This window comes from Streptomyces sp. NPDC041713 (assembly GCF_055591085.1).
The window spans coordinates 189,138-202,368 of the sequence record NZ_JBVIZY010000003.1 but is presented as its reverse complement, the minus strand read 5'-3'; the positions used below and the strand labels follow the sequence as shown (position 1 = coordinate 202,368).

The 13,231-nt window shown below is 67.0% G+C and carries 14 protein-coding genes; 9 read left to right on the top strand and 5 right to left on the bottom strand.

The features are described from left to right. Nucleotides 1-70 precede the first annotated feature (70 nt). Complete coding sequence (locus ACZ6CV_RS10440; protein ID WP_469250455.1) at nt 71-1,285, top strand: serine hydrolase domain-containing protein; 1,215 nt, start codon at nt 71-73, stop codon at nt 1,283-1,285. A 310-nt stretch (nt 1,286-1,595) separates the two neighbouring features. Here the strand turns inward: ACZ6CV_RS10440 and ACZ6CV_RS10435 are convergent, their stop codons facing one another. The 3 genes from ACZ6CV_RS10435 to ACZ6CV_RS10425 form a co-directional block, all read right to left on the bottom strand. Next, entirely contained in the window at nt 1,596-2,753 is a 1,158-nt protein-coding gene (locus ACZ6CV_RS10435; protein WP_469250454.1) for a hypothetical protein, read from the bottom strand. 24 nt (nt 2,754-2,777) lie between these two features. Continuing rightward, nucleotides 2,778-3,143 (bottom strand): hypothetical protein, encoded by a 366-nt coding sequence (locus tag ACZ6CV_RS10430; RefSeq protein WP_469250453.1) that lies wholly within the window; start codon nt 3,141-3,143, stop codon nt 2,778-2,780. Nucleotides 3,144-3,744: 601 nt separating this feature from the next. Next, nucleotides 3,745-4,101, bottom strand: coding sequence for a hypothetical protein (locus ACZ6CV_RS10425; RefSeq protein ID WP_469250452.1), 357 nt, complete (start codon nt 4,099-4,101; stop codon nt 3,745-3,747). A gap of 1,093 nt (nt 4,102-5,194) precedes the next feature. Between ACZ6CV_RS10425 and ACZ6CV_RS10420 the strand changes: the two genes are divergently transcribed. The 3 genes from ACZ6CV_RS10420 (at nt 5,195) to ACZ6CV_RS10410 (ending at nt 6,791) form a co-directional block, all read left to right on the top strand. Further along, nucleotides 5,195-5,659 (top strand): hypothetical protein, encoded by a 465-nt coding sequence (locus ACZ6CV_RS10420; protein ID WP_469250451.1) that lies wholly within the window; start codon nt 5,195-5,197, stop codon nt 5,657-5,659. A 104-nt stretch (nt 5,660-5,763) separates the two neighbouring features. Further along, nucleotides 5,764-6,210: a winged helix-turn-helix domain-containing protein gene (locus tag ACZ6CV_RS10415; RefSeq protein ID WP_469250450.1), complete on the top strand. Its 447-nt coding sequence runs from the start codon at nt 5,764-5,766 to the stop codon at nt 6,208-6,210. Nucleotides 6,211-6,221: 11 nt separating this feature from the next. After that, nucleotides 6,222-6,791: an HD domain-containing protein gene (locus ACZ6CV_RS10410; RefSeq protein WP_469250449.1), complete on the top strand. Its 570-nt coding sequence runs from the start codon at nt 6,222-6,224 to the stop codon at nt 6,789-6,791. Here the strand turns inward: ACZ6CV_RS10410 and ACZ6CV_RS10405 are convergent. Then, the gene (locus tag ACZ6CV_RS10405; protein ID WP_360221579.1) at nt 6,779-7,252 is read right to left on the bottom strand and encodes an NUDIX domain-containing protein; all 474 of its coding nucleotides are present in this window, start codon (nt 7,250-7,252) and stop codon (nt 6,779-6,781) included. The genes ACZ6CV_RS10410 and ACZ6CV_RS10405 overlap by 13 nt on opposite strands. Beyond that, on the bottom strand, nt 7,252-8,019 hold the full coding sequence (locus ACZ6CV_RS10400) for a helix-turn-helix domain-containing protein (RefSeq protein ID WP_469250448.1): 768 nt from the start codon (nt 8,017-8,019) through the stop codon (nt 7,252-7,254). Before ACZ6CV_RS10400 ends, ACZ6CV_RS10405 begins: the two co-directional genes overlap by 1 nt. 592 nt (nt 8,020-8,611) lie before the next feature. Here ACZ6CV_RS10400 and ACZ6CV_RS10395 point away from each other — a divergent pair. The 5 genes from ACZ6CV_RS10395 to ACZ6CV_RS10375 all read left to right on the top strand — a co-directional run bounded on the left by ACZ6CV_RS10395 (nt 8,612) and on the right by ACZ6CV_RS10375 (nt 13,175). Continuing rightward, complete coding sequence (locus tag ACZ6CV_RS10395) at nt 8,612-8,902, top strand: hypothetical protein (protein WP_469250884.1); 291 nt, start codon at nt 8,612-8,614, stop codon at nt 8,900-8,902. Then, the gene (locus ACZ6CV_RS10390) at nt 8,899-9,348 is read left to right on the top strand and encodes a Pycsar system effector family protein (protein WP_469250447.1); all 450 of its coding nucleotides are present in this window, start codon (nt 8,899-8,901) and stop codon (nt 9,346-9,348) included. Before ACZ6CV_RS10395 ends, ACZ6CV_RS10390 begins: the two co-directional genes overlap by 4 nt. Then, the gene (locus ACZ6CV_RS10385) at nt 9,345-10,484 is read left to right on the top strand and encodes a conjugal transfer protein (protein WP_469250446.1); all 1,140 of its coding nucleotides are present in this window, start codon (nt 9,345-9,347) and stop codon (nt 10,482-10,484) included. The genes ACZ6CV_RS10390 and ACZ6CV_RS10385 overlap by 4 nt, the downstream gene beginning before the upstream one ends. Then, nucleotides 10,481-10,864 (top strand): RRQRL motif-containing zinc-binding protein, encoded by a 384-nt coding sequence (locus ACZ6CV_RS10380; protein WP_469250445.1) that lies wholly within the window; start codon nt 10,481-10,483, stop codon nt 10,862-10,864. The genes ACZ6CV_RS10385 and ACZ6CV_RS10380 overlap by 4 nt, the downstream gene beginning before the upstream one ends. Nucleotides 10,865-10,946: 82 nt before the next feature. Next, entirely contained in the window at nt 10,947-13,175 is a 2,229-nt protein-coding gene (locus ACZ6CV_RS10375; RefSeq protein WP_469250444.1) for a cell division protein FtsK, read from the top strand. Nucleotides 13,176-13,231 lie beyond the last annotated feature (56 nt).

Sequence of the window (13,231 nt, the reverse complement as noted above, 5' to 3'; positions counted from 1 at the left end):
CTCGCAGGGCGAGGTGGTGATGTTCGAGACGTCCGCCCCCCTTTGGAAGTGTCTGGAAGAGGCGCCCCGAATGAGACGTTCCACCTCCCGCCGCACCCTCTGCGCGGCCCTGCTCGCCGCGTCCTTGTGGGCGCCGGCCGCAGTCCACCCCGCCGCGGCCGACCCACGGCCGACTACAGCCCACCACCCCGACCGGGGCGAATGCCCGAACGGCGGCCTGGGCCGCAAGCTCACGAGCCGCCTCGACAAGACCATGGACGACGTCGGAAGGAAGGCGGGCATCCCCGGGGCGGTCGTCGGCCTGTGGATGCCGGGCAAGGGCTGTTACGTCCGGTCCATGGGCGTGGCCGACACCAGGACCGGCGAGCCGATGCGCGCCGACTCCTACGTCCGGATCGGCAGCGAGACCAAGACGTTCACCGTCACCGCGCTGCTCGAACTCGTGGACGAAGGCCGCATCAAGCTGGACGACCCGATCTCGCGGTACGTCAAGGGCGTGCCCAACGGCCGCCGCATCACGCTGCGCCACCTCGCGGAGATGCGCAGCGGTCTGTTCCCGTACACGGAGGACGCGGACTTCATCCACGACCTGCTGAGCGACCCGTACCGCACGTTCACGCCGCGCCAGTCCCTCGCGTACGGCTACAAGCACCGCAACACCTCCGCCCCGGGCAAGACGTTCCAGTACTCCAACACCAACCTCGTCCTGCTGGGCCTGGTGATCGAAAAGGTGACCGGCCGCCCGCTCGCCGACGTCATCCACCACCGCGTACTGCGCCCGGCCCACCTGCGCGACACGCTGTTTCCGCAGGGCAACGAGTTCCCCAGCCCGCACCCGCGCGGCTACACCGACCAGACCCTGAGCGGCGAGGTCGCGGACGCGACGAACTGGAACCCGAGCTGGGGCTGGGCGGCGGGGGCGATGATCTCGAACCTGCACGACCTGCGGCACTGGGCGAAATCCGTCGCCACAGGGCAACTGCTGAGCCCTGCGACCCAGAAGCAACGCATGAAGACCCTGCCGACGGGCATCCCCGGCACCACGTACGGCCTGGGCATCCTCAAGACCAACGGCTGGATCGGCCACAACGGCTCCATCCCGGGCTACGAGACGGTGACGGTCTACCTCCCCGCCCAGAAGGCGACCCTGGTCATCATGATGAACACGGACATCCTGAGCGGAGGCCAGGAACCCTCAACGCTGCTGGCCCGCGCGATCACAGCGGTGGCCACACCAAAGAACATCTACGACGGCTCAGCGACGGCCCCCAAGCCGACGAATTAGCCCCCGGCACCGCCCGCCACCCACACCCGACCCGCTGGAACGAACGCACCAGGGGCACCGACTCCCGTGAGCCGGTGCCCCAGTTCTACCGCCCCCTGCTCACAGGGCGAACAGCTCGTACGCCAGGGCCCGGTCGACGACATCCTCGGCCGTGAGCGCTGGGTCGTGGTCCGAGAAGATGTAGTCACGTCTCTCCAGGCGGGCGAGGTGTCCGACATCGCCGGTGACGGCACTCGACCGGCTGCTCCGAGGGTGTGGTTGAGACAGCCAAGGGCGGCGGAGTCTTCAGTACGACACGGTGGGGCTTGCGCTACCCGGACCTGCCCCACCGCGACAGCCGATCGACGATCTCCGACCACACGTCGAGCCGTGCCACTTCGTCCTTGTACAACTTGCGGCCAGGGCCCTTCGGGCAGACGGCGGCATAGGCATCGACCACGTCGCTGACCACTGCCCGGACCGTGTTGTGGAATCCCGGATCATGCTTAACGTTGCCCCAATTGAAGGGATGTTGCCCATTCATATGAAGTTCACGCACCGGCAGCCGTCGCCCCGCGACCCAGGCGATGAGATCAGGGGCATATTTGACGATGTGCGCATGTCCCCTGATGGATGCTGTGTCCAGCTGGGCGATGACCTCGCGTGCTGTGGTGTAGGTCTCCACGGCTCGCTGGACCCCGAGCGCGTGAACACCGCCGTGAACCAGACTTCTATAGCGAGACCCTTCGAGGTCGGCCCAGACGGTGTCGAGCCCCTCGGGCGTACGGACTACATGTGCCAGTTCAGGGGTCGGATCCTGAAGTAGGCATGCGAGGGCGCGAAAGACCGTAGAAATGTCGTGGTCGCTGACCAGATGCGGCCCCGCGACGATCCCACGGCGACAGTCGAAGTACATCCCGTCTTCCCGGTACTGAACGCTGATGCGCGCGAGGTGTTCGCATCGTGCGAGGTTGTCCTGGGGACGGATCGCATTGGCGTAGAGGTGGGATTCGTAATGGAGGTGCCGCAGGCGCTGCTTCTGCGAGGCGGAACCTGTCTCGATGTCCAGCCGGGCGAGGGCGCGATCGAGATGGCCGGGCTGGAGTTCCCGCTCGACTCGGGCGATAGTGCTCAGTGATTGGAAGCCGTTCAAGCACTCCAGTCCTTCAAGCTGCAAGGTCATTCGTTCGCTGCCGGGGTGCATCCCAGACGTGATGTTGTCGGCCCACAACACGATGGGTTCACCGACAGCACCGAAGTCATGAGGCCGGTCCCGCAGCAATGCTCCGAGGCGCTGGTTCTCCTGGCTGTCGTGCAGGAAGCCGCGCATGCTGTTGAGTCGGGCGGCGGCGTCCGGTGCCGCTGCGAGTTGGGCCAAGGCAGAGGTAGGAACCCAGCCGTACCAGGCTTCTCCGCGGCGTTGCAGGTTGTTGAGGCCGACGGTCAGGTGGACCATTCCGGCGGGCGCCCCCCAGGTTTGCTCGCTCATGCCGGGTCAACGTCTGGCACCAGATCAGGTGTCGGGGGCACGGGGATGGTGGTGATCGGCGGGTGTTGACTCGAAGCCAGGGACCGATGTCAGCGCTGCGGCGGAGACGTGTCGAAGGCGCGCAGACCATCCAGCAGCTCTCACTCCATCGGGGCTAGCCATGTCCTTGAGGATGGCGATGGCCCTGGTCAGGTCGTCGCGCAGCATTGATCGCTCTGCTACGGGGCGTTCGGCGATGGAGACGAGGTCGAGCAGGGCCCCGGCGGCGTAGGAGCGTGCCTCCAAGTCCGCCAGACAGCGTGCCGCTTCGCGTAGGAGCCGGACGGCTTCGTCGGCACGGCCGAGGTGGTCGAGAACGCGTCTGAGCGCGGCGTCGGTCCGGGCGACCATACGCTGATGGCCTCCACTCTGGCCTCGGTGAGTCCCTTGATGCCTTGTCGGAGAATATGGCCAGCGCGGCGCCTGCAGCCCTCCAGCTCTTTCCAGGCTGAGGACATGCGTTCGTTCGCATGGACGTGGCTCATGAGGAGGCGGACTCGGCCATGGCCGACGAATCAAGAATCCGCTGTCGGCACGGTGCCGAGTTCGTTGTTTCTGCTACCTGTTCCGGCTAAATGGGGTCTCTACGCTTCCGCTTCACGGCGGCACTCTGTCTACGACTCCTTCCAGGGCCTGCCGCCAGTGGGCCGCACCACAACGGCCACCTGACCGACGGGGAGTTCGCCGCAACACCGGCGGACGCCCTTCGGCCTGCACGACCTGTGGGGCCTATGACCCATGACCAGGCCAAGGATCCTGTCCCAGGGAGACAGAGGACTCTTCGGATACAGACGCGCACCCCTTCTGGAGGGGGCCTCGACGGAAGTCTGAAGTTCACACTCCTCAGAGGCTCACCGGGGTTGTACTACCTTCCTCCCCGTCCAGGGGACGCTCTCGGATACGCAATGGGAATGTTCAGTATTCACGGAGTACATTCTTGTGAGGCGGTTCGTCACTTGACCCCTCGAAGAGGGCCAAAATGCGATGGCGCATCGAGCCGTTCGTAGTCTGCATACCATTCGCAGCTTCCGGCGTAAATTTTCCCCACCCCGCCGTTGATCAGGAAGAGTTTGCATGGAACGCCATACTCGATGGAAGCGCCTGCAGGTAGGTCCTTCTCCGAGACCGGGAGCTCGTCGATGGTGAGATCATTAAATTCATACGGGAGCTCCATGTGGCGAACTCTCGAGAACAGCACGTCGATTCGCCTGTCCATGCCATCTCGCTGCCCGCTTCGCAGTAAAAGCTGCGCATAGCTGAACGTGTAGTGCCAAACCTGAAAGCTGCGTTCCCAGCCAGCGATCCGCATTCTTGATGCTCCGTTGTCTCCGGTGAGGCAAGGGTTTACCCAATCGAAGCAACGCTATCCGTGGTCACCCAGCGACGATGAGCGGGTCGGACTTCGGCTGAGGCGTTGTTAGACGTATCCACCAAGGCGGGCGGCAGGAACTGCAATGTGTCACTCGCGAACCGTTTAGGGTCCGTCGGTCATCCCTGCAGCCGGCGTGCCGCTCCCGGGGCTCGCCGCTACGGAAGCCATGCTGACGTGACGGCCTCCGACATCACCGACCAAGCGCTCGGTGACGCCCGTCGGCCGGACTTGGTCGCAAGCGGTTGCCATGACGTCACCGCCCGGTACCGAGGTTCTGGGGAGACGTGGCCAGTGCCACACCATTGCGTCGCTCCGCACCCACTTCACGAACGCGCCCACGGACAAGGCCCGGCGGCAAGGCGCTCAGACAGGCACAGCCACAGTCCTCCGGGTGACCTCGACCAAGATCGTCGCCCGGATTTCTCCAAAACGATCACCCGAGACGCAGAAAGGGCCTGACCCGCGATGCGGATCAGGCCCTTGACCTGGTCTTACAGCTGTCGGGGTGGCGGGATTTGAACCCACGACCTCTTCGTCCCGAAGCAATCTTGGTAGCCGTCAGGCCAGGCAAGCGTAGTGCGCCGACCTGCGCCGACTGTCCCTGAACGTGCGTGGACGTGCGCCACCGTACGCGGTCGTTGTCACGCAGTTAGACACTCAGCCTTCAGGGCGCCCCCGACCTAATTTTGCTAGGTCGTGAGGGTAACCAAGATCAGGATCACGATCAGCGTCAGACGCACAGTCACTGTTGTGAGTTCCTGAGGGCTCCCGATGATGCACAGAGTGAGTACTGCGGACATGGGCCCCAGAGCGGCCACCTCCTGATCCAGCGCTCGGGCGACTGCCACACGCACACACTCCTGCGGTTGTCGTGGGCCGGCGGTAGCGTAGGGGTCGTTCATCTTGTCTCCAGACGTGATGGAACATCGCCCCCTGTTGCCGCAGGGGGCTTTCTCGTCCATCAGACTGGCGTCACAGAGGTTCCGGCGAAGTCAACAAAAAGCTGACGTCGGCCAGGCACAGTACTGCTATGAGCACCTCACCTTTCGAGGCCCGCATGCGCAACCTGCTCGTCGCGCGTTCTGCATCGGCCCTGTCGCTCGCCACTTCGCTTCTCAACCTGGCGGACCCCACGTCAGGGCATGCCAACTCGCCTCGTGCCTGGCCCGATGTCAGAGGTGAGATCAAGAACTTGGAACGGCTGAACTGCGCAGTGCATAGGCAGGGCGGGGTGTCGTGGGATGCACTTGCAAGTTTCTATGGCGTCTCTAAGCAGGCGGTGCACCGTCGCCTGTCCAAGGAAGTAGACGCAGGTGTCGAGTACGCACAGAAGTACATCGACATGCATGAGCGCGATGTGCATTTGGGTGTCATGTTTCTCAGTGTGGCGCCGGAGATCACCAGTGAGGGTTTGCTGCGAGGGGCCCAGCTACAGGCATCTGTCTGGAACCAGCGCCGCCGAGTGCCGGCGTGGTGGTGGAGCGAGGACTCCTGAACCTCTGCGGAGCCTCAGCCGTGCGTCGACAGGTGGGAGAGGCCGACGCCCGTCACCGTGGGACCCTTGGCAGTGAGCGATGGAGCGACGCGAGAGGAGCGGAAGTGCCGGAGGCCAGTCCGCGCGGAACCTACCTGGTCATCGCAGAGGCACTGCGAACCGACATCGAAGAGGGGGAGGGCATCGAGACCCTGCCGTCGGAAGCCGACATGATGCGGTCGCACGGCGTCGGCCGCAACACGATCCGTCGCGCCCTCAAGGTTCTCGAAGCCGACGGTCTTGTTGAGTCGGCCCCCGGAATTGGGTGGCGCGTCGCTAAGGGTGAGGACCGCCGGTCTCTCGCCGAGCGTATGACCGACGTGATCGCGGAGGACTCGCTGTCGGTGGGGGACACGTACCCGTCCGAAGCGAAGCTCTGCGAGCGGTTCGGCGCGTCTCGTACTGCCGTGCGTCGTGTCCTTGCCCAGATGGAGGGAAACGGCCTGCTCGTCACGGTCCACGGCAAGGGGCGAACCGTGCGCGCTCTCCCGACTCCCACCGGCCGGCCGTAGTCTTGGCCGCCATGGGACTGACTGAGTGGGCGTACGCGCTCTCTGAATCGTTGCTTTCCGATCCGCTCCCGCGCCGGTGGGCGCACTCGCTCGGGGTCGCCAAGCGCGCTCGCTCCCTGAGTCCGATTCTGGGGGGTGACGCGGAGCTGTTGGAGGCCGCCGCCGTGCTGCATGACATCGGTTACTCGCCGACCATTGCCGCCACGGGGTTCCACCCCTTGGACGGTGCGCGGTTCCTCAGGGATCAGGAAGGTGCGGACGAACGGGTTGTTCGTCTTGTGGCGCATCACTCCTGTGCCTTGCTGGAAGCGGAGGAACGCGGACTTCGGCAGGAACTTGAGGGCGAGTTCGAGCTAGAGCGCCCCGACCTGGTCGACGCCTTGCTCTACTGCGACATGACGACGACGCCGGACGGCACGCAGACGACGCCGACTGAGCGGTTGGATGAGATCGTGCAGCGATACGGTCCCGACACGATCGTCGGGCGGTTCATCCAGCGCGCGGCCCCCGAGATCCATGCAGCCTCGAAGCGCGTAGGGGAGCGGATGGCGGACGCCTCCGTTGGTGGTCAGCCGATGTAGGGCTCTCGCCGCGCGGCATCGAGACCGTGCCGGATGCGCAACATCATCGAAGGGTGGATGTCCAGCCCGTCAAGGTCCGCCGGATCAATCCAGCGGACCTCTTTCGATTCGCTGCTTGTCCGCAGAGAACCGCCGACCGGGTGGGCCCGGAAGCAGATGGAGAACTGTTGCCGGACCTCGCCGTCGTCGTACGCCAACACGTGCTCGGGGTCGGTGTAGAGCCCGACGATGTTGTCTACCTCAACGTCGATGCCGGTCTCTTCACGTACCTCACGAACGACCGTGTCCGCGATGCGCTCGCCGATGTCGTGGCCACCACCGGGCAGGGCCCAAAGGTCGTTGTCGGTCTTGTGGATGAGCAACAGCCGTCCCGCATCGTCCCGGACAACCGCCGTCACCGACGGGACCACCGAGTTGGCCTCAGGGGCGTGCGGGTCGCGGAAGTAGTCAATCCGGCTCATCAGCGTGTGCCTTCCCAATCGGCGGGTGACGAGATCGGGCGAGCCGACTGCCACACCTTCTCAACGCTCTCAGCGTAGGCGTCGAAGAGTTCACCGCCGGGGACGCGTCGCAGGTGGAGCACGGGAGCCATGTAGGCGCCCACCCCGTAGAGGTGGCCGTTCGCCAGCATCTCGTCATCGGCCCGGTAGATCGAGTTGTAGAGCGTGGTGCCATGCAAGCGGAACTCGACACCCGGGATACCGAAGAGCGGGCCGTAGTTGACGAGGGCGTTGCGAATCTTGCCCGCCATCGCGGCGCCGATCCCTTCGTCGTCGCCCCTCACGGCCACGGCCGGCGAGTCCGGTTCTCCCAGCATGAAGCGGATGGGGACTCCGTCAGCCGCCTTCTCTTTCACGATGCGGTGAAACGTCGCGTCCTCGGTGAGCCAGAACCCCGAGTACACCAGTAGGTCAAACTGCCGGGTCGCCTTGGAGTACAGGTTGGTCCACAGAGTCTGCATCACGACGGACCGGTGCGGATACAGCCTGACCAACTCTGCGTTGCCGGTTGCGGTCACTTCGGCTGACGTGCGTTCGTCCGGCCAGAGGTACGAGACTTCGCACTTCAGAAGTGAGGCGGTCGCGTACTGGAAGCGGCGATACGGCTTGCGGTCCGGGTCGTTGATCCAGCGTTCGACCGTCTTGGCCGAGACACCGAGACGTTCGGCGACCTCATCAAGGGTCAGGCCCAAGTCGACTATCGCGCCGCGCAGTCGCTCGTTCGCCACGTCCAACCTCCGCTCACTCGGGACGACTTGGTACGACTTCACGCTAGCTAAGAACGACCTGAGTCGTACAGGTGCGAAGTCGAGCGTCGCGGTCGTCGGCGCCACTCTGTAGGTACATCGAGCGCGAGGGGCGCGCGAACTCCAACAGCCGAAGGGCTTGACGGGGCGAACTCCCCTCTGCAAGATGAGGAACACGTAATACATGTTCCTCTCGATCGGAGGGCTTCGGCGATCCGATCGAGCGCACGAAACGGGCCCCGAGAGGGGTCATGAGGCCCCGCTTCGGCGGGGGCGAGGGACCCGGGGCCCTTGGCACTCCCGGAGGGCTTAGACCGAAAGGTCACGTCTCCATACGCCTGAAACGGGAGCCCGTGTTCCCGAAGGAGACAGCGCATTACCTCACCTCGCCGCCGTGCTTCGGCCCGGCGGCCGGCTGCCTCCCTCGCTCGTCTCGTACGAGCGGGGCTGAGGGGAGCCGGAACAGTGCCCAACCTCCCGTCGCACTCGCGGCCCGGCTTTCCGGGCGGTCGCCTCTCGCCAAAGACCGCGACCGCACCGGCATCCCTTCGACGTCAGGAGTTTCGTCATGCGTATGCGCACCTTTGTTGGGGGCCAAGAGGCCCACGGTGAGGCCGAGTTCGCTGAACTGGCCCTCGGTATCGACACCGACCTGTTCCGGGGCCCGCTGGAGTTCGAGACGGACGACGAGCGTGCGGCCCGTGAGGACGCGGCCCGTGACGTGCTCGCCGACCTGGTCGCGATGGGCGAGGCCGGTGACGAGATCGCCGGTTGGGACGCCCTGTACGCCGACGCGCTGACCCGTACGGTGCCCTTCCTGCGTGCCGCTCGCGGTCACTGGACGGGGACGGGGGAAGCGGCATGAGCGTCGTGACGCAGAACCTGACGGCCGCGCACGCTGAGGTGAAGGCGGAGATCGCGCGGACCGACGCCAAGACGGCGCTGTTGCTGGCGTTCGTCGGAGCGGTGCTCGCCGGTGCGTGGACGGTCGCCCGTGACCTGCCGCTGAACGTCCCCGCGTACGTGGCGGGTGGGTGCGGGTTGGCGCTGCTGATCGGGGCGGCCGGACTGTTGCTGCGGTCGGTGCGCCCCAACATCAAGGGACGGCACGGTTTCCCGCTGTGGGCAACGCTCACGGCGCAGGAGATCACGGATGTTGCCGCGTCCCGGGACCTCGCCGCCGACATCGCGGGCCTGTCCCGTCTGGCGGTCGCCAAGTTCGCCTGCCTGCGCCGCGCGGTCGACGCGACGTGCGCCGGTGGCGCTCTGCTCATCCTGGCCGTGGTGTTCGCCCTGGGAGGTGCGGCATGAGCGAGACTCGCAAGCCGCTGACGAAGGTTCAGATCGGTGTCCTGACGGCCGCGTTCGTGCCCATGCTCGCCACGGGCGTGATCGGCGGTATCGGCACCTACAGCAACATCGGGCACGCCTACGGCAAGGGAACCGCGCTCGGTGCCCTCGCCGCCGGCGAGGGCGCCACGGCCGTTCTGGCGCTCGTGCTGCTGGGACTGACCATGTTGGGGCAGTCCTCGCCCCGTGTCGTACGGATCGGGTTGTGGGCACTGCCGGCCGCCGCCGCCGTCATGGGTGCCATGGCCGCGCCGGACCCGGGGCGCACCGTGATCTACGCCCTGACCCCGATGGGCATGTCCGTGTCGGCGGAGGGCATGGCGTTCCTCGCCCGCCGGATCGTCGTCCACACCGACGGCCGCGACGCGGAGAACGAGCGGCGCACCGCCGACATCGTGCAGGCCCTCGCCTACCACCGCGCCCGTGCCGCTCAGCACCCGGTCAGCCGGGTGCGGAAGCGGTCGGATCGGGCGTCTTGGCGTCTGGCCCGCAAGGTCGGGATCGGGGACGCGGCGCTCGGATCGAGGCTGCTGGATGTCCAGCGCGACCGGATCACCGCCGGTGCGGATGCCGCGCTCGCGTCGATGTTCGGTGGCACGACCCCCGCCCTCACCCCGATTTCCGACGCAGACACGAATGCGGAGGAATCTACCGAGACCATGAGGAATCGGTCTATGGCTGACCTGCGGGAATCGACCCCGGCGCCGTCAGTGGTGCTGACCCGATTCCCCGCGCCCGATCCGGTGGCGGTCGACTTCATCAAGTCGACGCTCCCCTTCAAGCCCGCCCCGGCGATCGCCTCGCCGGTCGACCCGGTGAGCGTCGACCCCGCCCCGACCGGAGGGCGGACGGTGGCGGCCGACTCCCCCCGATCCCGTCGGGCGACCGGCAAGGTTCCTGACGTGGCCCGGTCGCCCCGGCCGAAGCGCACGACGGAACAGTTGCTCGCTGAGGCCCGCACCGCGACCGCCGATTGGCCCGACAACCGGATCACGGCAGAGGGCATCCGCCGCGAGGTCCACACCTCGCCGGCAAACGCGCGGATGCTGCGGGACACGATCCTCGCTGAGCGCGCCGCCGGCGCTGAAGCCGCGTGAACAGGCTGACCCTCGCCGACTGCTTCGACCCCGCTGGCGAGCGCTTCGGCATCCCCACCTACCCGTGGCGCTACGCCCCCGACGACTTGGCCACCCGCCGCCAACTCCGCATCCGTGGACTGCGGCCGGGAGGTCAGGACATCGCGGCACAGATCCTGAGGCCACGCCGTCGGCGCGAACCGCTGACCGCGTACCTGTACCGCGTCGACCTCGCCCGGCCGGTGCGGCCGATGACCCCGGCGAGGTGGGCGGCGCTCGCCAAGGCCAATGCCGCCCGCCGCCGCTGCCCCGAGTGCGGCCAGGACGCCGGATACGTCATTCCGCCCACGCTCGGAGCCTGCGTGACCTGCGCCTTTCCCGAAGAACAGCGCGCCGCTTGAACCACACGAACCCGGGTCCGGCCGCCCGACCTTCCACAGCAAGCCGGCTGGCCCCTTCGACTCCCGAAGGAGTAGGTACATCGTGACGGAAACCACCGCCTTCCCGCCCCCGGAGGACCCGGAGGGCACCGAACAGCCGACGGCCGACATCGTGCCGTTCCCCCTGAAGAAGACCGACCCGACCGACCCGGCCGCGCCCGGCGAGGGCGAGGCCAAGCCGGGGGAGTGGGAGGCCGAACTCCCCGACACCGACGACCCGGAGGCCGACGGCCTGAGCGAGGGTGCCCCGGTCGACCCGCCGCGCGAGGTCTACCCGCCCTCGGTCGCGGAATGGATGGAGGCCAAGGACAAGGCCCGGATGCCGGTCCTGCCGGACTGGGTGAAGCTCCCTGATCAGCGCACGGCCGTCCGCAAGTGGGCCGTCCGGCACTACTCCGCCGTGGTCGGCTACCACGCCGTGCGGCTGCCGCTGGTCTACACGCCGAAGATCTGCGTGTACTCGCCGCGCGGCGCGTGGCGGTGGTCGACCGCGATCGGCCGGTGGGTGTTCGACGCGGAGGGCAAGACGCTGCGGCTCGCGTCCGTGGCCAACGAGGACGCGGCGGAATACCTGAAACTCTCCCGTCAGCGCAACGACCGCGTCCGGCTGCGAGGGATCGTGGCCACGCTGGGCGGGTTCATCGGTCTCGCCGCCGCGCTGACCCTGTACGTCATGGCGCCGTCGTGGCTGCTCATGCTGGCCGTGGCCACGCTGACCACCACGCTCGGTGTGGTCGGGGCGCCGGCGGACCGGCCGCTGATCGACATGGCGAAGGTGACGTTCCGCAAGCGCAAGCTGTCTTCCGACATCGTCATCCGCGCGCACGAGGCGTCCGGGCTGACCACCAAGGATCAGACGATCGCGTTCCCGCGTCCGATCGGCCGGGACGGGGACGGCTGGCGTGTGGTCGTGGATCTGCCGTACGGCAAGACGTTCGAGGACGCGATGAAGGCTCACGCTCGTCTTGCCTCCGGTATGGACATCGCCCCCACTCAGCTCTTCCTCGACAAGGACGAAACGAGTGGCCGGCGAGTGTCGTACTGGATCGCCGACCGTGACCCGCTCGCCGTGCCGTCGGGCAAGTCGCCGCTGTTGGGGGCGACGCGGGTGGACTTCTGGAAGCCGTTCCCGTGGGGTGTCGACGAGCGGGGCAACCCGGTCATGGCCACGATGCTGTGGCTGTCGCTGCTGGTGGGCGCCGTGCCGCGTCAGGGCAAGACGTTCTCCGCCCGCACGATCGCGCTCGCCGCCGCGTTGGACCCGTACGTCAGGCTGTACGTGTTCGACGGCAAGGCGTCGCCGGACTGGCGGGCGTTCACGAAGGTCGCTCACCGGGTCGGGTTCGGCATCGTCCCGAAGAACGGGATCGACCCCGTCTCGCATCTGCTGACCTCGCTGCGCGAGTTGAAGGCGGACGTCGAAGACCGGTACCACCGGCTGTCCGAACTGCCGCTGCACGTCTGCCCGGAGGGCAAGCTCACCCCGGAGATCAGCCGGGACAAGAAGCTGAACATGCCCCTGACGCTGTTCGTGGTGGATGAGGTGCAGGAGTACCTGACCCACCCCGAGCACGGCAAGGAGATCCTGTCCCTGATGGTCTACCTCGCCCGGGTCGCCCCCGCGGTGGGTGTCTCGGTGATGACGGCGACGCAGAAGCCGGACGACAAGGCGTGCCCCTCGGAGCTGCGTGACCAGCATCAGGCCCGGTTCGCCCTGCGGGTCGGCGCCTACCAGGTCTCCGACACCATCCTCGGTGCCGGGTCGTACTCGGAGGGCCTGGACGCGTCCAAGCTGCTGAAGTCCCACAAGGGCGTGGGTCTGCTCAAGGGCATGTCGGACGACTCGGGGATCGTGCGCACGTACCTCGCCGACGGCCGCGACGCCGAACGCATTCTCAGCCGCGCCGCCGCGCTGCGCGAGGCCGAGGGAACGCTGTCCGGCGACGCGGCCGGCGAGGCCCCCGCCCCCGAGACGTCCGCGACCATCCTGGACGACGTGGCGGCCGTGCTGGGCAAGGGCGAGGCCAAGGTGTGGTCGGAGACCATCGTGGACCGGCTTGCCGAACTGCGCCCGGAGGTCTACGGGCCGTGGGCGGAGCTGGAGGCCAAGCCGAAGGCGGAAGCGCTCACCGCCGCGCTCAAGCCGTTCGGGATCGGCACGGTGCAGATCAGCCGCCGCATCGACGGCGAACAGCTCAACAAGCGCGGCATCAAGCGCGAGGACATCGCCGCCGCGATTACGCACCGCAACCAAAAGAGGGACGCCGGATAGGTCTCACAGCCTGCTACCGGTAGCGGCAGACGTCGCTACCGGTAGCAACCCTGCTA

Coding starts and splice junctions, on each gene's coding strand:
- ACZ6CV_RS10420 (WP_469250451.1), top strand. CDS start 5,195: ATGAGCACCTCACCTTTCGAGGCCCGCATGCGCAACCTGCTCGTCGCG.
- ACZ6CV_RS10435 (WP_469250454.1), bottom strand. CDS start 2,753: ATGAGCGAGCAAACCTGGGGGGCGCCCGCCGGAATGGTCCACCTGACC.
- ACZ6CV_RS10440 (WP_469250455.1), top strand. CDS start 71: ATGAGACGTTCCACCTCCCGCCGCACCCTCTGCGCGGCCCTGCTCGCC.
- ACZ6CV_RS10395 (WP_469250884.1), top strand. CDS start 8,612: ATGCGCACCTTTGTTGGGGGCCAAGAGGCCCACGGTGAGGCCGAGTTC.
- ACZ6CV_RS10430 (WP_469250453.1), bottom strand. CDS start 3,143: ATGGTCGCCCGGACCGACGCCGCGCTCAGACGCGTTCTCGACCACCTC.
- ACZ6CV_RS10410 (WP_469250449.1), top strand. CDS start 6,222: ATGGGACTGACTGAGTGGGCGTACGCGCTCTCTGAATCGTTGCTTTCC.
- ACZ6CV_RS10405 (WP_360221579.1), bottom strand. CDS start 7,252: ATGAGCCGGATTGACTACTTCCGCGACCCGCACGCCCCTGAGGCCAAC.
- ACZ6CV_RS10385 (WP_469250446.1), top strand. CDS start 9,345: ATGAGCGAGACTCGCAAGCCGCTGACGAAGGTTCAGATCGGTGTCCTG.
- ACZ6CV_RS10425 (WP_469250452.1), bottom strand. CDS start 4,101: ATGCGGATCGCTGGCTGGGAACGCAGCTTTCAGGTTTGGCACTACACG.
- ACZ6CV_RS10390 (WP_469250447.1), top strand. CDS start 8,899: ATGAGCGTCGTGACGCAGAACCTGACGGCCGCGCACGCTGAGGTGAAG.